The organism is Bacillus sp. V59.32b, assembly GCF_003429085.1.
Lineage (GTDB): Bacteria > Bacillota > Bacilli > Bacillales > DSM-1321 > Peribacillus.
Genome location: NZ_QVTC01000029.1, coordinates 1 through 22,606, shown reverse-complemented (window position 1 = coordinate 22,606; position 22,606 = coordinate 1). Strand labels below are relative to the sequence as shown.

The following is a 22,606-nucleotide window of genomic DNA, read 5'->3' as shown; positions in this document are numbered from 1 at the left end:
GGGATATAGATGAACAATGTTTTTCGAAAGAAATCAATAAATGATTTAATGGCGAATAGCCGTAAGAACGAACTTAGCCGTTCGCTCAGTTTACTCGATTTAATTTTTCTTGGGGTTGGCTGTGTAATCGGTACAGGGATTTTTGTTGTCACAGGTGTAGTTGCGGCCGAGAGCACCGGACCATCCATCGTTATTTCCTTCATTATTGCTGGTATCGCTTGCGCATTGGCTGCGTTTTGTTATGCAGAGTTTTCTTCAGCTGTTCCTGTGTCAGGAAGTGTATATACCTATACGTATGCAACACTTGGAGAACTCTTTGCTTTTCTGATCGGTTGGGATCTGATGTTGGAATATGTGCTCGCAATCGCGGCTGTTGCGACTGGATGGTCGGCCTATTTCCAATCCCTTATCTCCGGTTTCGGCCTGCATATTCCTGAAACGCTCTCTTCAGCACCTGGGAGCGGTAAAGGCGGCATGATGGATCTTCCCGCGATGCTGATCATCCTTCTGATTACGGCTCTTGTCAGCCGGGGAGTGAAAGAGAGCACGCGCTTTAATAACATTATGGTATTCGTCAAGCTTGCTATTATCTTACTTTTTATCGGGGCGGGAATCAGTTATGTGAGGCCTGAGAACTGGACACCGTTCGCTCCGTTTGGTTTTGAAGGAATCGTGACAGGTGCCGCCACTGTATTTTTTGCTTATATCGGATTTGATGTGATAGCAACGGCTTCGGAGGAAGTGAAGTCACCGAAACGAAACATGCCGATTGGGATTATCAGTTCGCTGCTCATCTGCACGGCTCTCTATATCGGAGTCTCGCTTGTGTTAACAGGGATGGTTCCTTATCAACAGTTAAATGTTGGAGATCCGGTTGCGCTGGCACTTAGACTGGTCGGACAGGATTCCATTGCGGGAATTATTTCAGTTGGGGCAGTTGCCGGGATTACTACGGTACTGCTAGCACTGATCTATGCACAGGTCCGCTTAACGTATGCGATGAGCCGAGATGGATTATTGCCTAAAAAAATGGCTACTGTTCATAAGAAGTATAAAACGCCGTTTTTCAACACCTGGCTAACAGGCTTTGTTGCCGCAGGTATTGCCGGACTTGTTGATTTAACGACACTGGCACATCTTGTGAATATGGGTACACTTGCAGCGTTTACATTGATTTCCATAGCCATTATCGTGTTGCGCAAGAAGCATCCTGAAATTAAGGCCAGCTTCCGTGTGCCATTCGTTCCGGTACTGCCCGCTATTAGCGCACTGCTTTGTATATACTTATCATTAAGCCTTCCGGAAACTACATGGAAAGCATTTGGAATTTGGCTTGCCGCCGGTTTTATTGTTTATATGGTCTATTCTCGAAAACATAGTAATCTAAATTAAATGATATATTGAAAAGGGTGGTCTTGAAAGAGATGAAACAATCTCAGTTCAGACTCACCCTTTGTTATTTTAAAAAAATTTTTCTTTCTGAAATATTTCTAATTTTAAAAAGCATGTTTAAAAGTTTTACTTTTCTAAAAATTATATCTAAATAATATTTGTGATATAATTGCAAGAAAATCTGCACACACTTGTACGGGGAGGAAGGACAGTGGGAACAGACCAATTAAAGAAAAACATCGGATTTGTTGTTGCGACATCTATCGTCATTGGTACGGTAATTGGTTCGGGGATCTTTATGAAACCGGGAATTGTCCTCTCCCAGAGCGGTAATTCGACAAATGCATTGCTGGCCTGGCTCATAGGAGGACTTATTACATTGGCAAGCGGTTTAACGATAGCTGAAGTCAGTGTGAAGATTCCCAAGACAGGAGGGCTTTATGCTTATCTTGAAGAAGTTTACGGAAGACTATGGGGTTTTTTATGCGGCTGGGTACAGACGTTTATATATGGTCCGGCTGTTATGGGGGCGTTAGGCCTGTATTTCGGAACCCTACTTGCGGGATTCTTCGGTTATTCAAATGAAAGCATTAAGATTATTGGGATTTTAACCGTTTTATTTTTGGGTGGGATGAATATTTTAGGAACTCGCTACGGAGGGTTCATCCAGAATATTTCCACGGTTGGAAAACTGATTCCGATTATTGCCATCGCTTTTTTTGGCATGATTAAGGGTGACATGCCAATTTTGAATGTTGACAGCGGCAGCACTTCACAGACTATCAGCATGGGTGCAGCAATTCTTGCCACACTTTGGGCTTATGACGGCTGGATGAATGTCGGGTTTATGGCCGGTGAAATGAAAAATCCAGCGAAAACAATGCCGAGGGCGATCATTACTGGCATTGTAATTGTAATCGTAGCTTACCTGTCAGTGAACATCGCTTTACTGCACGTGCTTCCTGCTGCTCAAATCGTTGAATTAGGCCCGAATGCAGCGAATGTAGCAGCAACGATACTATTCGGCGACTTTGGCGGTAAATTAATCACGATTGGAATTCTAATATCGATTTTCGGATGCTTGAACGGTAAAATCTTAACCTTTCCGCGAATTACGTTTGCGATGGCAGAGAGCAATCTCCTTCCAGCCGCCAAGATGTTATCAAGCGTTCACCCAACCTTTAAGACGCCTTTGAATGCGACAGTCTTTCAACTGATTATTGCCGTCATTATGATGCTTGTCACTAATCCGGACAGGCTGTCGAATATAGCCATTTTCAGCGTGTTTTCCTTTTATGGGCTGGCTTTCTTCGCCGTATTTAGTTTAAGGAAACAAAAGCAAGAAACAGACACGTACAAAGTGCCGCTTTATCCATTCACCCCAATTGTTGCGATATTAGGAGCGGTGTATATCGTGGTGTGTACATTAATCGATACACCTATGGATGCGTTCTTTTCCATTGCCATCACCATCATCGGCCTTCCTGTTTATTGGCTGTTGACGAAAAGAACAGCAAAAAGAATATAATGATTACAGATGCTCCTTTCATTTCGGTGAAGGGAGCTTTTTAAATAAATCCTTCAATCCACCATTAGACAGGCAGGCGCAATCGTATTAACATGAATAATACCTGAGTAAAAAGAAAGGTCTGAGAGGTAATGGATTATATTGAGCCGGCAGGCAAGTCATATAAAAGAACGATTATTGCTTTGTTTCTAGGCAGTTTTGTAACATTTGCTGATTTATATAGCACCCAGCCTGTTATTCCTATTTTTACAGAGCAATTTAAGGTAACCCCGGCCACTGCAAGCTTGACGCTATCCGTCGCTACGGGAACTCTGGCTGTTTGCCTGCTGATTCTCTCGTTTTTGTCCGAAAATATTGACCGGAAGCAGATCATGGCTGCTTCTTTGGTACTTTCGGCAATTCTATCGATTTGCGTCGGATTCACTGAAGAATTACATTTGCTTCTTATTCTAAGAGCATTGCAGGGAGCGGTATTAGCAGGGTTCCCATCCATTGCGATGGCTTATATTAATGAAGAATTCAATCCAAAGAATTTAGGGTACGTGATTGGGATTTATGTGAGTGGTTCAAGCATTGGAGGTCTGGCCGGCCGGTTGCTGGTAGGTACAATTTCTGACTATTTCACATGGAATGTAGCAATAGGGTGCCTCGGATTTCTGAGTTTAGGTATTAGCGTTTTGTTTTGGTTTTTGTTGCCGGAATCCAAACATCAGAATCGACGAAGCAACATATCCATTCGTAGATTGAAAACATCTATTTCTCATAATTTTAAAAACAGAGGGCTTTTCCTGTTGTATTTGCTTGGTTTTTTACTGATGGGATCCTTTGTCACCATCTATAATTATATCGGAATTCCTTTGATGAAGGATCCATACAATTTATCGCAGACATTGCTAAGCTTTATCTTCATCATCTATCTTGTTGGAACATTCAGCTCAGCATGGATGGGAAAACTCGCAGACCGGATGAACCGAACAAAGGTTACTTTATCTGGAATTCTTCTGATGGGAGTCGGTGCGCTGTTAACAATATGTGATCCTCTGTTTGTGAAAATTACAGGGCTCGCCATTTTTACGTTTGGTTTTTTTGGGGCACATTCAATCGCAAGCAGCTGGGTCGGATTGTTTGCCCATAAAAGCGAAAAGGCCCAGGCTTCGTCGCTTTATCTATTATTCTATTATGCTGGCTCAAGTCTTATTGGGGCATTTGGAGGACTATTTTTACAACAATACGGCTGGTTTGGTGTCATCGGATTGATAAGCAGTTTGCTAATATTAGCTGTCTTATCCTGTTTTTTTATTGGGGTCAGCTATCAAACTGTCAGAGGAGAAGAAAAAGAAAGTATTCGGAAAATCTAGCAGTCATTACAGCATCTTCTAATATAATAGGCCCGGTCTTTTCTCTGACATATTCCCCTTACTATGAAAAAAGTAATGGAAATTCATTGTCATATATGATATAAATTACCTAGTGGGTCTGTTATAATACAGAAAGGGGAATTGCTATGAGTCTGTTAAAGTATATTATCAGGACAAGTGTTGTGGTAATACCAGCTACGGCGCTAATCGGCTTGTTCATTAATTTATTTAATGATATACAGGGCTGGCATTTTTGGGTGAACATCTTGTCTACAACCATTATGGGTGCCGTTGTCGGAGTTCTTTCATCGGTCTTGAATCACAAAAGATTTATTAAACCGATAGAGTCGATTAATGAGTATTTAGAAACAATTGCTGACGGCAATATGCAAAAAAGGTTGAGTGATGAAAATTTAGGTGAATTGAAGTCAGTGGCAACAAGCGTCAACCGTGCTGTCGAGGCGTGGAGCCATGTTCTTCGAAATGTTCAGAAAGCCTCGAACGAGATTAATGAATACTCGGCCCAGCTATCGCAGGGAGCAGAACAAACAACCAAGGCTACTGACCATATTTCCAATACGATTGAAGAAATGGCACAAGGTGCTGAAAGCCAGGTTCAGGGAGTCGGTCAAGCATCTGATGTTATTTATCAAATGTCTGCGGGCCTTTCACAGGTTGCAACGAGTGCCGTAACAGTGACGGATAGTATCAATGAATCGTTAGAGAAGGCTAACACAGGAACGAATTCCATCCAACTGGCCGGCAGGCAGATGAATTCGATTCATACCAATGTTAACGAGCTTTCAAGAGTTGTGAAAGGCCTTGGAGAGCGGTCTGATGAAATTGGCAAAATAGTCGATGTCATAACGCAAATTGCCGCTCAGACCAACTTGCTTGCCCTAAATGCAGCCATTGAGGCGGCTCGTGCAGGGGAGCAGGGTAAAGGGTTTGCTGTTGTTGCCAATGAAGTACGGACACTGGCTGAGCAATCAGGCAATGCTACACAGCAAATTGGTGAAATCATTACACAGATACAGAATGATACACAACAAGTTGTCGAAACGATGGAATCAGTAAACAGCGGAGTAACAGAAGGAATTGGGGTCATGAGCGGGGCGGGTGATTCATTTACTCAAATCCAGCTTTCTATCAACTCTGTTTCCAGTCAGATCGAACAAGTTTCCGCGGCTATTCAGGAAATGGCAGCAGGAACGAAATTGGCAGTAGGCTCAATGGATAATATTTCTAATGTAGCCGCTGAATCTGCATCAGCTACGCAGAGCGTGTTGGCTGCAACAGAACAGCAGGTTGCATCCATGGAAGAAATGAGCGCCTTTTCAAAATCACTTGCAAAATTGGCCGGTGAAATGAAATCAACGATTCATACTTTTAAGATTTGATGATAAAGAAGGAGGCCGAGCACGGCCTCCTTCTTTATTTCCTATTTTTTCTTTGTCGGCACAGTTTTATTTTCATCCAGAACTTTGTTAATCTTAGTGCTGTTATTGTTTGAATTAATGATACGGACTAAATCAGTCATATTTTCAGCTTCGTAGTCTCTTTTATCTTCGTTCATATAATCCCTCTCCCCATCAGATTTTTAGAAAAAACATTGCCGTATAGATCTCCTACAAGACATCGTCCAATATATCTTCCATTTCAAGGCGCAGCCTTTCCGTCTCATCCTCCATTACCGTTATGATCGTTCCCTCAATTTCGACGACATCGCCTGGCTTTGATTCAAGCGGGAAAAGATTGATAGGGAAGCCTTCTGCTTCACCATTAATTGTGACAATTCCATAATCTCCTTCAAAGCGGTCGATGATCCCTTTCATTGTTTCATTCATATTTATCCGCTCCTATTCATCATTTTTATTCATTTAGCCATGCTATTCCCGTTTTAGGTTCAATTTTAAACAATCGAGAGGATATTCCCTCTTTTCCAAATGAAGGAAATGATTAGTTGCTGAACAAAACAACCGGATAAGAGACTTTACTTTCTTTTCTGATAATATCCTATGTACATTTCCTACTATGAAATCACGGTGGTTGATACCGGAAGCAGCGGGCCGAACAGCGGTGCCAATAAAGTGACCGGGTATGCGACAAACTTAATGGCTGCACTGCAGGAATCGTTAAAAGCCTCTTCGGGAATCGATGTGAAGGAACTGATCGAAAACTTCGCGGGCAAACGGGATGCATACCCGGCCAGACATGCTATCGAAAAAGAGCTGGTAGAAACAAGCATGACTACTGCTGCAAGTTTAGAAGAAACAAAAGGAAAGAAACAATAGAACTGTAATTTTGCAGTGAAATTTTTTAAAAAGGCTTAATCCTTATATAGGGATTAGGCCTTTTTCAAATTTCTAATATGGATTCTTGTTATATTCATTATCCGCTTTTGCTAAATTTTCGTTGCGCTCAGGATTCAGTTAAGTAATGGGAGTCCGGGTTCATGTGCGTAGCTGCATCACCGCCATGATATCTTCCACGATCATGCCGAAGCCATATGAGGAAAGTGGTCGTTATATGCCTCTTTCCTTCATCATTGCGCTTAAGTCATCTGTTCGCCTCGCAGGATCAAAATAAATCTTCAAAAACGACAAAGGTGTCTCTTGAATGAAAAGAGGGACCTTTTTAATTGCTGCACACTAGCTATATATACCTACTAAAAATACAATTGTTCATAAAAAAAGAAAAACCTCTGATACAAATTATCCGATTTTATGAAATTATTAAAATATTTATCCGAATTTCTCTTCAGCATGATATATTAGTCTAGGTTTTTACTATTTTGAGAGGATTGTGAGGATATGTCGATTAAGCATAATTTGAAAAAATGGGTTGCCTCTTCCGTAGCATTTGGATTGATAGCCACTCAATTTGCTGTACCATCTTTTGCCCAGGGTAAAAATGAACACCAAAAGTACAACCCTCGTTCAAGCTCCGAAGTTTCATTGCGAATCATGGAGACGACTGATGTCCACACGAATCTTTTAGGCTATGATTATTACAAAAATGCTTCATCTGATTCTGTCGGTTTAGCCCGGACAGCGACTCTCATCAAACAGGCAAGAAAAGAAGTGAAAAACAGTGTCCTGGTTGATAACGGAGACTTAATCCAGGGAACACCGCTGGGGACGTATAAAGCGAAAGTGAATCCTCTGAAAAAAAGGGAAGTCCATCCTGTATACAAAGCGATGAATCAAATGGGCTACGACGTTGCTACATTCGGAAATCATGAGTTTAATTATGGCTTGGAATATCTGGGAGAGGCCATAAACGATGCTAATTTCCCTTATGTGAATGCCAATGTCTATGCCAAGGATCGTGACAAGAACCCTCATAATGATAAAAATATTGTAAAACCTTATAGAATAGATGAAAAAACGGTAACAGACAAAAAAGGTAAAAAACATAAAGTAAAGATTGGGTATATCGGATTTGTTCCGCCGCAAATCATGGATTGGGACAAAGGCAATCTCGAAGGCAAAGTGACTGCTAAAGGGATCGTCGAATCAGCTCAAAAATACATTCCAGAAATGAAGAAAAAAGGCGCTGATGTCGTCATCGCCTTAACTCACTCCGGCTTTAGCGGTGATACGAATAACACTGAAGATGTTATTTATTCATTGAGCAAGGTACCGGGAATTGACGCAATTACGTTCTCCCATACGCATAAGGTTTTCCCTGCTGCAAATGAAAGTGCGCTCGACGTTCTCTTTAAAGATAGCACTGGAAAAGTGCTGCCGGGAGTTGACAATAATAAAGGGACGATTAACGGTGTTCCTGCGGTACAAGCCGGATACGGCGGCGGAAACCTTGGAATTATCGACCTGGACTTAGAGCGTGTAAAAGGGAAATGGAAAGTGATTAATTCCCAATCCGTTAACCGTACTGTATTCGATAAAACAACAGGCAAAAAAGCAGAGGAAGATAAAGCGATCGTTGCAGCCGTTAAAGCAGACCACGACGCGACCGTTAAATATGTAAATACACCAATCGGAACGACAACTGCACCGATTCACAGCTTCTTTGCACTTGTGCAGGACGATCCATCCGTGCAGGTCGTAACGAATGCGCAAAAGTGGTATGTAGAAAAGTATATTACGAATAACAAACCGCAATATAAAGACCTGCCAATCCTTTCCGTTGGAGCGCCTTTCAAAGCGGGCCGCAACGGTGTGGAAGAGTTTACGGAAATACAAACAGGCGACCTGACAATCAGAAGCGCCGGAGATTTATATCTCTATGACAATACGCTTAAAGCGATTAAAGTAAAAGGCTCTGTCGTCAAAGAATGGATCGAGATGTCTGCAGGCAAATTCAATACAATCGACCCTGCTAAACAAGAGGAGCAAGAGCTGTTAAACAGTAAATTTCAGGCTTACAACTTTGATGTGATCGATGGGGTTACTTATCAGGTAGATGTGACTAAGCCTGCCCGCTATGATGAAAAGGGAACGAAAATCTCTGAATCCAGCCGTGTTAAGAATCTGAAGTATAACGGTGAAACTGTAAATCCAGATCAGGAATTCGTCGTCATCACGAATAACTACCGCGCTTCCGGCGGAGGAAACTTCCCTGGCGTGAAGGGCAGCGAGTATGTTGTAGATTCAGCGGATGAAAACCGCCAGATCTTAATGGACTACATCACAGAGGTAAAAGAAATCAACCCGACTGCTGATAACAATTGGTCTATCGCGCCTATCTACGGGGATGTAAATGTAACATTCACTTCTTCTCCAAAAGGAGCAAACTATTTAAATGCAGACAGCAAGATTTCTTATACAAACAGAACAAATGATCAGGGCTTCGGTATTTTCAAATTCGATCTAAAAGGCGAGAAGCCGGAAAATGTAAAGGTACAAATGTTAGGAATCAATGACCTTCACGGACAATTGGATACAACCTCTGAATTTGGAGGAGTGAAGCAGGGCCGTGTGGATTACCTAGCAACTTATTTAAAGAACCGGGAAGCGGAAAATCCAGAAAACACATTATTGGTTACGGCAGGGGATGCTGTTGGAGCAAGTAGCCCGGTATCCTCCAAGCTTCAGGACAAGCCTACACTTGAGTTCCTGAATGATATGGGGTTCGATGTTGGTACGGTCGGAAACCATGAATTTGATAAAGGCGTCGACATGCTGATGGCGCAAATCAATGGCGGAAAGGCACCAAATTCCGATGTTGAATTCGAAGGATTGGATTTTCCTTATGTCGTTGCCAATGTAGTATACAAGGATACAAAGAAGCCAATTCTTGACCCGTATGTCATTAAAAAGGTTAGCGGCCAAGAGGTCGGATTTATTGGTGTGGTAACAAACGCGACACCTTCAAAAGTAACTCCGGCCGGGATTGAAAAAGTTGAATTTATCGAGCAAGCTCCTGCTGTCAACAAAGCAGTAACGGAGCTAAAGAATAAAGGGGTAGAATCAATCGTTGTTGTGTCCCATGACCCGGGCAGTGACAAAAATGGCGTTGTTTCAGGCGAGGTGGCCGAGCTTGCTAACTCAATCGACGACGAAGTGGACATCATTTTTGCAGGCGACAACCATGCCAGATTGAACAATGTCGTCGACAACAAGCTGATCGTTCAGGCTTACTCTTATGGAACGGCGATTGCAGATGTTGATTTTGAAATCGACCCGATTACAAATGATATCGTGAAAAAGTCTGCTGAAATTGTGACTGTCGCCCATGCCGGCGTTACTCCTCATGCGGAAACGACAGCATTTATTAACAAGTATCTCGATATGTTCCCTGAACTTAAGGAACCGCTTGGTACGACTGATGCACCAATCACCAGAACGGATGCTTATAATGCAGAATCAGCCCTCGGAAACCTGATTGCCGATTCCATGAGAGACGATCTGAAGTCCGATTTCGCATTCATGAATCCGGGAGGCATCCGCGCGGATATTCCTCAAGGAACAATCACGTATGCCGAACTAGCTAAGATTCAACCTTTCGGGAACACGCTTGTAAAGCTGAATCTAACAGGAGCCGAAATCAAAACACTGCTGCAGCAGCAATGGACGATCGAAGGCGCTCCAAAAACGCTGCAAATCTCCGGCTTGAAATATAAAGCTGATTTCAGCAAACCAGTCGCAGAACGGGTTGTTGAGTTAACCAAGGCAGACGGCACACCAATTGAAGATGCACAAACGTATACCATAACAGTGAATGACTTCATGGCTGGCGGCGGCGATAACTATCTCGTCCTTAAAGGGAAAGAAAGAACCTATGGCTCCCCAGACCTTGACGCATTTGTGAACTATGTGAAAAAGACATTCAATGGCGGCAAGATTACTGCTTCTGTTGAAGGTAGAATTGTAAATATTAATAAATAAGTGAAGCAGAAAAATAACCCGGGAGGCTTAGCCGCCCGGGTTATTTTTTTGCAACGAATATTTAACAAAATGAAAATAGAAGCAACAGTCTTCAGTGTCCCGGCAACAAAAATAGGGGAAGTGGAAACAAAACGGGACATACAGGCAACGAATCTTGCGGTGGCAACAAAATGAAAATTCCGGCAACAATCTTCATTGTCCCGGCAACAAAAATAGGAGAAGCGGCAACAAAGCGTGACATTCAGGCAACATAATCTTCCGGCGGTTATCGAAATAAGACGCAAGCTAGAATTATTGCAAGACGCTTGTGCTTTTCTTGGGGAAAATTGTAACTAATTTCCTTTCTATTCGTCTCTTCTAATAAAAGAGGGGGAAATAGAATGAAATCAAGAAACGTGATTGCTGCATTCGCATTTCTTTTTTTGCTCCTGCTGGTTGCCTGCTCAGGAGACAATGAATCGAGCGATAAAGCTGAGCCGGACTTGCAAACAGAAAACCTGAAGGATTCAAGTAAGACAACCGAGAACATCTCAGAGGGGGAAGGAAAAGCAGAAACAGTCAAAGAGGATAGTGAACCTGCCGCAACCGAGAGAAAGGTGATTCATAATGCGGAACTGCGGTTGGAAGTGAAAAACCTCGAAAAACATCATGTAAAGCTCGAGGATAAGGTGAAACAGTACGGTGGATATATTGTGCAATCGAATGTGTTCAGCGAAGATCAGGGCTATCTGAATGGAACGGTGATAGCCAGGGTGCCCGAGAAAAGCTTTCAGAAGTTCCTGAGCGAGGCTGAAGCAACAGCGGCAAAGGTCATTGAACGAAATGTAAGAGGCGAGGATGTCACGGAGGAATATGTCGATTTGGAATCACGCCTCAAATCGAAAAAAGCAGTGGAGGCAAGGCTGCTGGACTTCATGCAAAAAGCAGAAAAAACCGAGGACCTTCTGAAGATCTCGGGTGATCTCGCAAATGTGCAGGAAGAAATAGAGACAATCGTTGGTAGAATGAAGTTCCTCGATAACCAGGTGGCATATGCCACTGTGACAATCAATACTTTTGAGGAAAAAGTAGTCGTGCCAACTATTGATAAAAAAGACTTAAATACATGGGAAAAAACAAAAAAACAATTTGCCGGCAGCATTAATTTCTTAATGGCTGTCCTTTCAGGCATCACGGTCTTCTTCATCGGAAATCTCCCGGTTTTCATCATTCTTTTCGTGATCGCATTTCTCATTTACTATATAGTAAGGATAAGAAAGAAGAGAAGAGAATAAATACAAGTAAGAGGGAGAAATGAGAACTGTTGCTTAAAAGAATAAATGACTGGGCAAGGGCATTGAAGAAGCAGATTTTGATCGTGTATTTTTCCTATAAAGATAAGCGAACTCCCTGGTACGCTAGGATATTCGCCGCTTTAATAGTGGCATATGCCTTCAGCCCGATTGACCTTATTCCAGACTTTATCCCAATCCTTGGGTACCTGGATGATATAATAATCGTCCCTTTTGGGATCATGATTGCGTTAAAATTAATGCCCGGCGACGTGCTCGCAGATGCAATGACGCATGTGGAAGACAAAAAAGGCAGTAAACCGAAAAATTGGCTTATGGGCGGGGCTGTTTTAATTTTATGGTTTCTACTGTTCTTGTGGCTCGCTCGCCTATTATATAATTATTTTTTTAGCTAAGGAAAAACACCTCCTGATCGTTTGACCGGGAGGTGTTAGCTATTCAATTTGTTCGTTTATTTAATCCGAATCCAAAGTAACATGCTACAAGCAGGATAATCCATATCGGACCGACGATGAGGGCGATAATTGTATTTTCGGAAAAGCCCATCAGGACGATGACTAACGCCAAAAATGCTAATGAAATATAGGAACTTAACGGATATAACGGCATTTTGTATGTTATTTGCCTTTTTTCTTCTTCCACCATTCTTCTCCGGTATAGAATATGGGAAATCAGTATCGTTCCCCATGTCCAGATGGCTCCGAAAGTAGCGATGCTTGTTACCCATCTGAACACTTTTTCTGAAACGATATAGTTTAGATAAACACCGAATAGTAATACAACGGCAGAGACGATTATCGCGATGCCGGGGATCCCATTTTTTGTTGTTTTTTCAAAGCTTTTTGGAGCTTCATTTTGCTGTGCCAGATTAAAAAGCATCCGTCCCGTGCTAAAGATGCCGCTGTTACAGGAAGAGAGAGCGGCGGTAAGGACAACGAAGTTAATAATACCGGCTGCTCCTTTAATCCCTAACTGCTCAAATGTCATTACAAACGGACTTTGTTCCGGACTGATTTCATTCCATGGATAAATGGCCATAATGACAGTTAACGAAAGCACATAAAATATCAAAATACGCCAGAATACGGAATCGATCGCGCGAGATAACGCCTTTGTCGGATTTTTTACTTCCCCCGCTGTTACCCCAATCATTTCAATGCCCAGATACGCAAACATAACCATCTGGAAAGAAAGTAATACGCCTGAGATGCCATTCGGGAAAAAACCGCCATGACTAAAAAGATTGCTAAACCCCGTAGCAACACCACCATTTCCAAAGCCAAACAGGATGATCCCCAGCCCCATAATAATCATTAATACAATCGTTACGATTTTAATGAGAGCAAACCAAAACTCTAACTCTCCATATGCTTTGACTGCCAGGAAATTAACCGTTACCATGATCACTAATGCACCAAGAGCCCAGGCCCATTGCGCCGTACCAGGAAACCAGTACTGCATATAGATTCCGACTGCCGTAATTTCAGCCATACATGTTACAATCCACAAAAACCAATAATTCCAACCGGTGATAAACCCTGCGAGCGGTCCAATATAATCCCGGGCATAACGGCTAAACGAACCGGCAACGGGATTTTTGATGGCCATTTCACCAAGCGCTCTCATAATAAAGAAAATAACAAGGCCGCCAAGCGCGTAAGCTAACAAAATCCCAGGCCCCGCAAGTTTAATTGCATCGGCGGAACCAAGAAACAGACCGACTCCAATCGCTGCGCCGAGCGACATTAATGTAATATGTCTCTGTTCCAAACCTCTATGTAACTGTGACTCTTCTCTGTTGTTTTGCATACGATTCTCCTTAGTTTGAATGTTAACTGCGATGTTAATAGAAATAGAAGCTTTTTCGGAAATCGCTTTCACTTTTTAAACGATATTTTTTCATTATTTATAATAAAAATAATATTAATAAAATATTATTTTGTAAAGAGTAAACGAGGGAAATAGGTATATATCCTTTAATTTAAGGAAAATTCAGTTAAATTTTTAAGACCAATTGATAATAAAATTATTTAAACATAAAAAAACAGCAGCTGCCATTAGTATTTTCCTTTTATGGGTCATCATTCAGGCGGGATGGAATATGATAAAGGGAATATTTAGCGGAGGTGGAAGGATGGCAGTTGTAAAAACCACGCAGACCGATATTGATTTATTGGCACGATTGCTAAGAGCGGAGGGTGAGGGAGAGGGCCAACAGGGTATGCTGCTCATCGGAAATGTAGGAATAAACCGAATAAGGGCGAATTGTTCAGATTTTAAAGGGCTGCGGACTGTTCCTCAAATGATTTATCAGCCCCACGCTTTTGAAGCTGTCCAAAAAGGATACTTTTATCAGAAGCCGAGGGAACGTGAAAGAAGGCTGGCACGCCGGGCAGTAAATGGTGAGAGAATATGGCCGGCAAAATATGCTCTATGGTACTTCAGGCCGCCGGGAGATTGTCCAGCTACCTGGTATAATCAGCCTCATGTTGGACGTTACAAGCTCCATTGTTTTTATCAGCCAACAGGGGCCGAATGTGAGAATGTTTATAATACCTATTAATTTGTCTAGGAGCTGTGCTGCAGCTCCTTTTTGGTTGTCTATGAACAGATTATTTTCTTTATGGGTAAGGCACGAGTAAAATATAGTCTACTGGAGACTGCTCTAAGATGTCTCAAGTATTGCAAATTGGATAGACTAATCACCAGAAATATAAAAGGAGGTTTTTACTATGTTATTGAAAGGCAAACGAGTCGTCATTGTTGGGGGTACTTCCGGCATTGGATTGGCAACAGCCAAGGCATTCCTTGAGGAATCCGCCCAAATCATTATTGCGAGCCGTTCTGCATCGAAGCTTTCTGAGGCAAAACAGAGTCTTGGTGATGGTGTAGAAACTTATGAAGTCGATTTTCGCAGCGATGAGAAACTGGCAGACTTTTTCAATAAAGTAGGGAAATTTGATCATTTAGTCGTTACGGCAGGGGAAGGGGCGATGGGCCAATTTAGCGACTTGCCTGTTAACGATGCAAAAGCTGCGTTTGATAGCAAGTTCTGGGGACAGTACATAACCGTTAAGGCTGCTATCCCGTTTTTGAATGAAGCGGGTTCCATCACGTTAACTTCCGGTGTGTACGGTGTGCGGCCTCCTAAGGGTGCTTCAACTTTAGCGGCGATTAACTCGGCGCTTGAAGGATTGGTTCGCGGACTTGCAGTAGATCTTGCTCCTGTAAGGGTAAACATTGTTTCACCTGGAATCGTTGATACGCCAATGTACGGCGGGATGCCACAAGAGCAACGTCAGGCTATGTATAACGGGATAGCTGAGCAGCTGCCAGTTGGCCGTGTAGCAACATCTGAAGACATCGCAGAATCCTATGTCTACTTGGCGAAAAACGGATTTTCTACCGGAACCGTTATCCTTATCGACGGGGGAGCACGTTTGGTATAACTTAACTGAATTTGAAGTACGGGCCGCTGCCTCTGTTAAATTGAGGAGCGGTCTTTTTCTTATGAAATTAAGAGATGTCTGTTTGAAATTTCATCAATTTCTGCATTTTGTGTTCGGAAATTGAAAAATTATTGTTCGCATTTATTTGTGCTCGATAAATGAAATTTGTGCTCGAATATTCAGATTTGTGCTCGATAAATGAAATTTATGCTCGATTATCCAGATTTGTGCTCGATGCCAGCCCTGAACATAAGGGGTCACCGCTTGCGTGTGATTTTAAATCCATTATCAACTGTTTCAAATCCGATACGGGGGTAGTACTCCATGGCAACAGGGGAAGCCAACAGCAACAAAGTTACTTCTTCACCGAGCTGCTCTTGCAGCAATCGAACTAATTCTTTGCCAATCCCCTCATTCTGATATTCACTGTCCACTGCCAAGTCTGATAGATAACAACAATAGCAATAATCGGTTATCGCCCTGGTAATTCCAATCAACTTCCCATCATCCCAGGCACTGATAATGATATCCGCATTGTCGATCATCCGTTGAAGCCGAGGCAAGTCATCAAATGACCGTCTAATCCCTGAAGCTTTAAACACTCTTGAAAGATCCTCTGATCTGATTTCTGTGGTTGTTTTGTATGAAATATTCAATATTCATTCCCCCTAAAATAGAATGGCTTCATTATATTTGAAAACTGGTATTAAGATAAGTGCCAGATATGAAATAAATAATAGTGCCAGTTTGATGAAGGGTTTATTAAAAAAGTCATAGTTCCCTAGTTTTGTTATAGTAATTGTATACAAACAATCTGAAAGGTTGGTGCTCAGTGGACTCTATAGGCCTAATAAAAGAAATCTATCGTTACCCTGTTAAATCGTTTCATGGCGAGAGTGTTGCCAAAAGCAAGGTTCAGGATTATGGGTTATATGGAGACAGAAGCCATGTGTTTATAGATGAAGCGAGGCGCAAAAAATACTTGATGGCAACGTACATTCCGGAAATGCTGGCTTATAAAGCGCAATTTGAAGGGGAAGAAAAAGATGATCAGTTCCCGCGCGTTAAGATTGCTGCCCCGGACGGAAGGGAGTTCTATTGGGACGATGATGAATGTTTGGAAGAAATGAAAACTTTATCCGGCCAATCCCACATCTATCAAAAAGTATTCTCTCCCGGTCATGTGCCAATTGGGGCAATTGAAGAAGAGCATATATTACTAGTCAATGAGGCTTCGCTAAGAAAGTTAGAAGAAATGTGGGGAAAGCAAGTCGATTTTCGGCGTTTTCGGCCAAACCTGGTTATTTCATTACATGATGACACCCCTTTTTTAGAAGACACCCTGTTCGGAAAACAAATAAAAATCGGGGACGTTATTCTTGAAATCAAAAGACATTGCGAAAGATGCAATATTATCAATATCCATCCTGACACAATGGAAATGGAAAAGACCCTTCTAAAAACAGTAGTGAGAGAACGCAATAATTATTTTGGTGTGTATGCGACGGTCGTACAAACAGGTGAAGTTCATACAGGTGATGAAATTGTTTTAATCTAATAGGGCTCTATTTAAATGCAACCTTCAGGTCCTCAAAGAAAAATTAAAAAGCCAAAGAAAATAATCTTTCTTTGGCTTTTTTATATGCTGTAATTGCAGTTTTTTTAGTCGTTGACCGAGCTTGTTATCTTAGCCACAAACTCACTATTTTATAAATCTGAAACCAGAGTGTATACAAGCCCGGACAACTATGGGTACGACTATGATTTTACTTAATAGTTTTTAATAACCATTTAAAAAGTTGTAAACTTAGCGTAAAAATATCATACCTTACTAAATTATTATCGGACAATTATTTTATATGTTAAATGATAACTAGGATTTTTATGAAAAATAGGAAATTTTATCTATAAAACTGGGACTGGCTGTAAAATCATAGTCAGTCGGTTACAAACTCCTTATATATCATTGATTATATATTTTTGAAACTTTTTCCTAAGATTTCATCACTAATTGTTTGAAGGGAGTTGAAAAGATGAAAGGTCCAAATCATAAATTAATTCAAAAAGCGATCAAGGGAAATAAAAAAGCTTTTGAACAATTAATTATGAAACATCATGAACAAATGTACCGCACGGCTTTTTTATATGTCCGGAATAAAGAAGATGCCCTGGATATTGTTCAAGAAGCAACCTATCAGGCTTTGGTTTCAATCCACACCTTAAAGAATCCGGAGTATTTCATGACATGGTTTACGAAAATCATCATTCGTTGTTCGGGCCAAGTTATTGAAAAAAGAAAAATGTTGTGCCGTTAACAGAAGATATTATGTATAACATGATGTCAAACAGTGATTACGTACATATCGATTCTATGATGTTATTAGAAGCAATCGGCCAGCTGAAAGAGGGTTACCAGACAGCAATCATTCTCTTTTACTATTACGACTATTCCATTAAAACAATTAGTGAAATGATGGAGATCCCGGAAGGAACAGTGAAAACGTATTTAAGCAGAGGAAAGGAAGCTTTAAAAAAAGTTTTTAAAGGGGAGATGAACTATGGATAAAAAGTTAGTCAAATCCGTCATTGATAAAATCGATGTGCCTACAGATGAAGTGTTTGATGCTATCCATAAAGGAATGAAAAAAGCTGATGAGAAACCTCAGCCTTTTTCAAGGAGAAGAAAAATGCTCTTCGGCTCTATAGCTGCTGCTTCTCTTGTTGGAATTACGTTCGGCTCGGGATTTGTGAGTCCGAAAATGAATCAGGTATTGGCCGAAGCGCCGTTTATCGGGGATCTATACCGGGAGTTTGGCGATTCGATGGGATACAGTCTGGCGAAACAAAGCCTGGTCACGGAGCTGAATCAATCAGTCACTAAAAATGGCGTAACTGTCAAATTGACGAGCGCCTACTTTGATGGGAATATCGTGTCAGTCACGGGCCATGTGAGCGGGGATGTAAATTGGAAGATGAATGGGGAAGATGAGGTCAACTTTGATAAGAACTTTGAGCACAATAAAGGGGACAATGATCCCTGGTTAAGTGGTTCTGAAGAAGTGAGGAAAACAGGCAACGGCTATGATTTCAAATGGACCATGTTATACCCTTATGAAACGATCAAAGAAGATTTCACACTTCCGGTAACGATTCACTCTATTAATGGATCAAAAGGCGATTGGAATTTTGACATTCCAATCAAACAAAAGAAATACAGCACATTAGCAATCAATCAATCAAAATCTTATCCGGCAGATGGAATCGAGCTGAAATTCAAGGAATTGATCACGGCCCAGGCATCTTCATCCGTCGTTTATGAGGTGGTTTCGGATTATGAACAAGATCATATCCATATCGGAAAAGCGAAGGATAGTAATGGGCGTATATTGTATCTTGACAATGCGACAAATTATGCAGAAGCCAAAGAAACGGATGGCTATCATGTAACTTCAAGAAGAATGATTGATAAGATTGATAATGATGTTACATCCATTATCTTTTATCCATCAGTCAGCATTATGGATTCCACAGAGGAACAGCTCCTGGATGTCAGCTCCTTCGATTTAAAGAGCAAGCGGACGAACCACGGAATTAAAGTAAATAAGATCATACAAAAAGGAAACAAGCTGATTCTTGATTATCAACTTCAGGGACTGTCCGCTAAAATGTCGAAGCATAGTTTTGATATAATGAACGATAATCTGTCAGGTGCCTTTACGTTAATAGATAAAAATTATCTGGATTTGATTAATGAAGAAAATCCATTTCCTCCAGAAAATCACGGTATTACATCAAACAAAGTAACACTATTGGATAAAAAGACATTTCACTTCCAATCTGAATTCAACTTAAACGGAGAAGAAAAAATTGAAGACTTTAGATTAGAGGAAACAATGCTGCGCTTTGATTTTAATCACTTAAATGTAGTTGTAAAAGATTTGGAACCTGTTACGATTCACCTCCCTAAGCGGGATAACAAGTGATCGTTTTCCGGACTTGACTCCTATCCCAAAAAAGGATAGGAGTCATTTGTATTCATAAATAAGTTCCGCAAGCCGCATCAACCCTTTTTCCAAGTCCGGCAATGAGGCATACGAATACGACAGACGGAGATGCTGCCCGTCGTTGCGGTCATACACATTTCCTGGATTAAGCAAAATCCCTTCTTTTAAGGCATTTTCAAAAAGCTTTGGAATCGACACTTCTTGCCTTAAACGAAGCCAAATATAAAAGCCGCCTTCGGGGATATTCCAGCTTGCTAAATCTCTAAAATATTTATTCAGCAGGTCAAGAGTGTAATCTCTGCGGAACTTCAATTCAGCTCTTATTTCTATCAAATATTCCTCATAAAAACCATTTGAAAGCCATTCGGCGACTGCATATTGTGACAGAGTACTAGAGCCGTAATCTGTCTGCATTTTAATATCTGCTAACCGGTTTATTACAGGTTCGGGTCCGGTGATCCACCCAATCCGCAAGCCGGGGCCCAATGTTTTGGACATGCTGCCAATATGCAAGACAAGCCCCTGGTCATCGATGGCTTTTAAAGGAGCGGGCGGCGGACTTTCAAACCACAAGTCCCCGTACACATCATCCTCGATAATGGGCAGCCTTTCTTGCTTGCAAACATTCAGCAGTTCCTTTCGTCTTCCTTCAGACATTAAAATACCTGTTGGGTTATGAAAAGAAGGAATCGTATATAATAAAGCTCCGTTGTGCTGCCTTTTTAAGCGGCCGATTGAATCGGTTATAATTCCTTCTTCATTTAGCGGGATTCCTAATAAATTCATACCCGCTGATTGAAACACATGAACCGAATTCAGGTACGAGGGTGTTTCAAGGAAAACGGTGGAACCGCGGTGTAACAAACCAAGGGATATTAAATGCAATGCCTGCAGTCCCCCTGAAACAATTAAAATCGATGAAGGAGAAGTCTTGATTCCTTTTGTCTTTAGATGCTCGCTTATCATTTCTCGTAAGTACAGATTGCCTTTTGGTTCTGAATATCCGAGGGAAAAGCTGCGTGCCGAGTTTGCTTGGAATATTTCCTTCATCTTTGCTACTGGCAGCAATTCCGGTGACAGCTCACCGGTGCCAAGACGAATGAAGTCAGGATTTTTCTCCGCTTCATTAATTTCCTGGATGATTTTGATATTAGGCTGATAGCTGCCAGACTTGACATAGCTGTTCCAATCGGGCGGTGGAACGGCGGCAATCAGGCTCCAAGTATTGTTGACAACACGTGTCCCTTGTCCAACCTTTGATTCAATCAATCCATCCGCGGCTAATTCATCCAGAGCAAAAACAACGGTGCTCCGATTCACTTTAAATGTATCGGCAAGAGCCCGTTGCGTGGGGATCTTCATTCCGACCGTCCATTCACCGTTCATGATTTTCGTTTTCATATATTCATAAATTTGTTGGTGCAGAGAAACTGATGAAGATCTGCGGGGAACCCATTCTTCTTTTGGCATGTTATGACTCCTTGCATTTTCTTTTATTATAATAGATTGGTTGGGATAACTTCCATCCAATTGGTTGGAGACGTAATCAAATTTATCCACTAAAATGGAACCAATCAACAATCAGGAGGCGTAAACATGTTCGAAGCCATTCTTCATGGAGCCATTTTAGCATTTGGGCTCATTCTCCCGTTAGGGGTACAAAATGTTTTTATATTCAATCAAGGGGCGACACAGCTAAAATTTTTAAAGACCCTGCCAGTTATTATTACAGCGTCGATCTGTGATACTTTTTTAATTTCGTTGGCCGTTCTCGGAGTATCAGTCCTTGTGCTAGGCTCTTTTTGGCTAAAAACAATTCTGATGACGGCCGGTATTATCTTCTTAATTTATATGGGGTTTGTTATATGGAGAAGCAAGCCTGCTAGTGAACAGCAGCAGACAAACGAGATGCTTTCACCTAAAAAGCAAATTGTTTTTGCCATGTCTGTATCATTACTTAACCCTCATGCTATTCTCGATACAGTTGGTGTCATCGGAACAAGTTCATTAGCTTATGCCGGAGCAGAAAAGCTCGCCTTTGCTTGTGCCTGCATAGTTGTTTCATGGATTTGGTTCTTTGGTTTAGGGATTGCGGGCAGACTAACCGGAAAACTGGATAAGTCCGGACGGTTTTTAACCGTTTTAAATAAGATTTCAGCGATTGTGATGTGGGGTACAGCTATCTATATCGGCTCATCGTTGTTAAAACAATTTTAAATTAAAACAGTGCGAGCTTCTCTTATGTTAGAATTATTAGATAATTCATGAAGGGGGTTGGAAATTTGTGTTTTCCAAAGATGAAACCAGGTTTTCGAAAGCGCTAAAATCGGTTGCCAGAAATGAAGATATTAAAAAATACATTCAGGAATCTCCGGAGTTATATCCATTATTTATGCGTGCCGCAAAACGGTTTGTATCGGGGGAGAAGAGGCAGGAAGGAATCAATAAAGTAAAGGAGCTTATCGAAAAAGATTATTTTGTTTCCATAGAATACATAGGAGAAAACACCAGGTCCAAAGAGGAGTGCATCGCCTCGAAAGAAGAATTTATTTCCTTGATAAGGGAGTTAGGCAAAGAAGGCATTCAATCCACAGTGTCATTCGATTTATCTCATATTGGAATGTCGATTGATCGGGAATTAGCTTTAAAACATATAGAGGAAATGGCGCATGAAGCCAAACGGAATCATTTAAATCTCATGATCAGCATGGAGGAATCAGAAAAGACCGAACCGATATTAGATATTTATAAGCAGGTTGCTTCTTCTTATGACAATGTCGGGATTACTTTACAGGTGCATTTAAAGCGTTCTTTAGATGATCTCCATGAATTGTTCCACTATCCAGGGAAAATTAGAATTGTGAAGGGAGCCTACCAGGAGCCACTGGATATTATGATCCCACGCTCAGAAGAACTGGACAATCGTTATCTTCAATTTATTGCAGAAAGCATAGCTGAAAATCAGCCTATTTCGATCGCGACCCACGATGAAAAGCTTCTTGGGCAAATCATCGAGCGAGGCTATTTAGCACATTCTACAGTGGAAGTTGAAATGCTTGATGGAGCAAGACCGGATTTAATTAAAAGGCTCTGTTAAACGATAATGTTGTTATTGGGAAGGGAATCTGCGAGACTCCTGCGGAAAAACGGGCTGGCAAGACCCCGCAGTGAGGTACGAGTGAGGAGGCTTGCCAGTTCGTCCGCGGAAAGCGAGTAGATTCCATGACCAT

The 22,606-nt window shown here is 41.5% G+C and carries 21 protein-coding genes and 2 pseudogenes; 18 read left to right on the top strand and 5 right to left on the bottom strand.

Annotated elements, in window-relative coordinates:
• Positions 1-9 precede the first annotated feature (9 nt).
• The 5 genes and pseudogenes from bcaP (at position 10) to D0463_RS20385 (ending at position 5,678) form a co-directional block, all read left to right on the top strand.
• Entirely contained in the window at positions 10-1,392 is a 1,383-nt protein-coding gene (gene bcaP, locus D0463_RS07695; protein WP_117306799.1) for a branched-chain amino acid transporter BcaP, read from the top strand.
• Positions 1,393-1,603: 211 nt separating this feature from the next.
• Positions 1,604-2,920: an APC family permease gene (locus tag D0463_RS07690; RefSeq protein WP_117306798.1), complete on the top strand. Its 1,317-nt coding sequence runs from the start codon at positions 1,604-1,606 to the stop codon at positions 2,918-2,920.
• A 131-nt stretch (positions 2,921-3,051) separates the two neighbouring features.
• On the top strand, positions 3,052-4,278 hold the full coding sequence (locus tag D0463_RS07685; RefSeq protein WP_117306797.1) for an MFS transporter: 1,227 nt from the start codon (positions 3,052-3,054) through the stop codon (positions 4,276-4,278).
• A gap of 146 nt (positions 4,279-4,424) precedes the next feature.
• Positions 4,425-4,727: pseudogene (locus tag D0463_RS20390) on the top strand (HAMP domain-containing protein); the annotation flags it as partial.
• A gap of 141 nt (positions 4,728-4,868) precedes the next feature.
• Positions 4,869-5,678, top strand: coding sequence for a methyl-accepting chemotaxis protein (locus tag D0463_RS20385; RefSeq protein WP_483295725.1), 810 nt, complete (start codon positions 4,869-4,871; stop codon positions 5,676-5,678).
• A 41-nt stretch (positions 5,679-5,719) separates the two neighbouring features.
• Here D0463_RS20385 and D0463_RS20085 read toward each other — a convergent pair whose 3' ends face one another.
• Positions 5,720-5,854 (bottom strand): hypothetical protein, encoded by a 135-nt coding sequence (locus D0463_RS20085; RefSeq protein WP_301950632.1) that lies wholly within the window; start codon positions 5,852-5,854, stop codon positions 5,720-5,722.
• A gap of 52 nt (positions 5,855-5,906) precedes the next feature.
• Positions 5,907-6,125 (bottom strand): DUF3006 domain-containing protein, encoded by a 219-nt coding sequence (locus D0463_RS07675; RefSeq protein WP_117306793.1) that lies wholly within the window; start codon positions 6,123-6,125, stop codon positions 5,907-5,909.
• 189 nt (positions 6,126-6,314) lie between these two features.
• Here D0463_RS07675 and D0463_RS19840 point away from each other — a divergent pair.
• From D0463_RS19840 to D0463_RS07655, 5 genes and pseudogenes are all read left to right on the top strand, one after another.
• Positions 6,315-6,572: pseudogene (locus D0463_RS19840) on the top strand (flotillin family protein); the annotation flags it as partial.
• A gap of 519 nt (positions 6,573-7,091) precedes the next feature.
• Positions 7,092-10,631, top strand: coding sequence for a bifunctional 2',3'-cyclic-nucleotide 2'-phosphodiesterase/3'-nucleotidase (locus D0463_RS07665; RefSeq protein ID WP_117306792.1), 3,540 nt, complete (start codon positions 7,092-7,094; stop codon positions 10,629-10,631).
• A gap of 48 nt (positions 10,632-10,679) precedes the next feature.
• Positions 10,680-10,805, top strand: coding sequence for a hypothetical protein (locus D0463_RS20080; protein ID WP_301950631.1), 126 nt, complete (start codon positions 10,680-10,682; stop codon positions 10,803-10,805).
• 206 nt (positions 10,806-11,011) lie between these two features.
• Positions 11,012-11,905, top strand: coding sequence for a DUF4349 domain-containing protein (locus D0463_RS07660; RefSeq protein ID WP_117306791.1), 894 nt, complete (start codon positions 11,012-11,014; stop codon positions 11,903-11,905).
• Between the two features lie 29 nt (positions 11,906-11,934).
• Entirely contained in the window at positions 11,935-12,318 is a 384-nt protein-coding gene (locus D0463_RS07655; RefSeq protein WP_117306790.1) for a YkvA family protein, read from the top strand.
• Positions 12,319-12,361: 43 nt separating this feature from the next.
• On the opposite strand, the gene D0463_RS07650 is transcribed toward D0463_RS07655, so the two are convergent.
• Positions 12,362-13,732, bottom strand: coding sequence for an amino acid permease (locus tag D0463_RS07650; RefSeq protein WP_117306789.1), 1,371 nt, complete (start codon positions 13,730-13,732; stop codon positions 12,362-12,364).
• A gap of 325 nt (positions 13,733-14,057) precedes the next feature.
• Between D0463_RS07650 and D0463_RS07645 the strand changes: the two genes are divergently transcribed.
• Positions 14,058-14,486, top strand: a complete 429-nt coding sequence (locus tag D0463_RS07645) for a cell wall hydrolase (RefSeq protein ID WP_117306897.1) — start codon at positions 14,058-14,060, stop codon at positions 14,484-14,486.
• 169 nt (positions 14,487-14,655) lie between these two features.
• On the top strand, positions 14,656-15,372 hold the full coding sequence (locus tag D0463_RS07640) for an SDR family oxidoreductase (RefSeq protein WP_117306788.1): 717 nt from the start codon (positions 14,656-14,658) through the stop codon (positions 15,370-15,372).
• A 257-nt stretch (positions 15,373-15,629) separates the two neighbouring features.
• Here D0463_RS07640 and D0463_RS07635 read toward each other — a convergent pair whose 3' ends face one another.
• Positions 15,630-16,028: a GNAT family N-acetyltransferase gene (locus tag D0463_RS07635; RefSeq protein ID WP_117306787.1), complete on the bottom strand. Its 399-nt coding sequence runs from the start codon at positions 16,026-16,028 to the stop codon at positions 15,630-15,632.
• Positions 16,029-16,204: 176 nt separating this feature from the next.
• On the opposite strand from D0463_RS07635, the gene D0463_RS07630 reads away from it, so the two are divergent.
• The 4 genes from D0463_RS07630 to D0463_RS07620 all read left to right on the top strand — a co-directional run bounded on the left by D0463_RS07630 (position 16,205) and on the right by D0463_RS07620 (position 19,355).
• On the top strand, positions 16,205-16,930 hold the full coding sequence (locus D0463_RS07630) for an MOSC domain-containing protein (protein ID WP_254052736.1): 726 nt from the start codon (positions 16,205-16,207) through the stop codon (positions 16,928-16,930).
• 475 nt (positions 16,931-17,405) lie between these two features.
• Positions 17,406-17,687 carry a sigma factor gene (locus tag D0463_RS20235; RefSeq protein ID WP_367946571.1) on the top strand — a complete coding sequence of 94 codons (282 nt, stop codon included), beginning with the start codon at positions 17,406-17,408 and terminating at the stop codon, positions 17,685-17,687.
• Entirely contained in the window at positions 17,678-17,938 is a 261-nt protein-coding gene (locus tag D0463_RS20230; RefSeq protein WP_367946570.1) for a sigma factor-like helix-turn-helix DNA-binding protein, read from the top strand. Before D0463_RS20235 ends, D0463_RS20230 begins: the two co-directional genes overlap by 10 nt.
• A complete protein-coding gene (locus D0463_RS07620) occupies positions 17,931-19,355 on the top strand; it encodes a DUF4179 domain-containing protein (RefSeq protein ID WP_117306786.1) in 1,425 nt (474 codons plus the stop codon). The genes D0463_RS20230 and D0463_RS07620 overlap by 8 nt, the downstream gene beginning before the upstream one ends.
• Positions 19,356-19,397: 42 nt before the next feature.
• On the opposite strand, the gene D0463_RS07615 is transcribed toward D0463_RS07620, so the two are convergent.
• The gene (locus tag D0463_RS07615) at positions 19,398-20,846 is read right to left on the bottom strand and encodes an aminotransferase-like domain-containing protein (protein ID WP_117306785.1); all 1,449 of its coding nucleotides are present in this window, start codon (positions 20,844-20,846) and stop codon (positions 19,398-19,400) included.
• A 126-nt stretch (positions 20,847-20,972) separates the two neighbouring features.
• Here D0463_RS07615 and D0463_RS07610 point away from each other — a divergent pair, with 126 nt between their 5' ends.
• Both D0463_RS07610 and D0463_RS07605 read left to right on the top strand, forming a co-directional pair.
• Positions 20,973-21,593 (top strand): LysE/ArgO family amino acid transporter, encoded by a 621-nt coding sequence (locus D0463_RS07610; protein ID WP_117306784.1) that lies wholly within the window; start codon positions 20,973-20,975, stop codon positions 21,591-21,593.
• 67 nt (positions 21,594-21,660) lie between these two features.
• Positions 21,661-22,473, top strand: coding sequence for a proline dehydrogenase family protein (locus tag D0463_RS07605; protein ID WP_117306783.1), 813 nt, complete (start codon positions 21,661-21,663; stop codon positions 22,471-22,473).
• Positions 22,474-22,606: the final 133 nt, after the last annotated feature.

Bases quoted from the DNA above. Each gene is read 5' to 3' on its own strand.
- bcaP (WP_117306799.1), top strand. From the start codon at position 10: ATGAACAATGTTTTTCGAAAGAAATCAATAAATGATTTAATGGCGAAT.
- D0463_RS20235 (WP_367946571.1), top strand. From the start codon at position 17,406: ATGAAAGGTCCAAATCATAAATTAATTCAAAAAGCGATCAAGGGAAAT.
- D0463_RS07645 (WP_117306897.1), top strand. From the start codon at position 14,058: ATGGCAGTTGTAAAAACCACGCAGACCGATATTGATTTATTGGCACGA.
- D0463_RS07640 (WP_117306788.1), top strand. From the start codon at position 14,656: ATGTTATTGAAAGGCAAACGAGTCGTCATTGTTGGGGGTACTTCCGGC.
- D0463_RS07615 (WP_117306785.1), bottom strand. From the start codon at position 20,846: ATGCCAAAAGAAGAATGGGTTCCCCGCAGATCTTCATCAGTTTCTCTG.
- D0463_RS20085 (WP_301950632.1), bottom strand. From the start codon at position 5,854: ATGAACGAAGATAAAAGAGACTACGAAGCTGAAAATATGACTGATTTA.
- D0463_RS07610 (WP_117306784.1), top strand. From the start codon at position 20,973: ATGTTCGAAGCCATTCTTCATGGAGCCATTTTAGCATTTGGGCTCATT.
- D0463_RS07665 (WP_117306792.1), top strand. From the start codon at position 7,092: ATGTCGATTAAGCATAATTTGAAAAAATGGGTTGCCTCTTCCGTAGCA.
- D0463_RS07620 (WP_117306786.1), top strand. From the start codon at position 17,931: ATGGATAAAAAGTTAGTCAAATCCGTCATTGATAAAATCGATGTGCCT.
- D0463_RS20385 (WP_483295725.1), top strand. From the start codon at position 4,869: ATGGCACAAGGTGCTGAAAGCCAGGTTCAGGGAGTCGGTCAAGCATCT.
- D0463_RS07685 (WP_117306797.1), top strand. From the start codon at position 3,052: ATGGATTATATTGAGCCGGCAGGCAAGTCATATAAAAGAACGATTATT.
- D0463_RS07650 (WP_117306789.1), bottom strand. From the start codon at position 13,732: ATGCAAAACAACAGAGAAGAGTCACAGTTACATAGAGGTTTGGAACAG.
- D0463_RS07675 (WP_117306793.1), bottom strand. From the start codon at position 6,125: ATGAATGAAACAATGAAAGGGATCATCGACCGCTTTGAAGGAGATTAT.
- D0463_RS07660 (WP_117306791.1), top strand. From the start codon at position 11,012: ATGAAATCAAGAAACGTGATTGCTGCATTCGCATTTCTTTTTTTGCTC.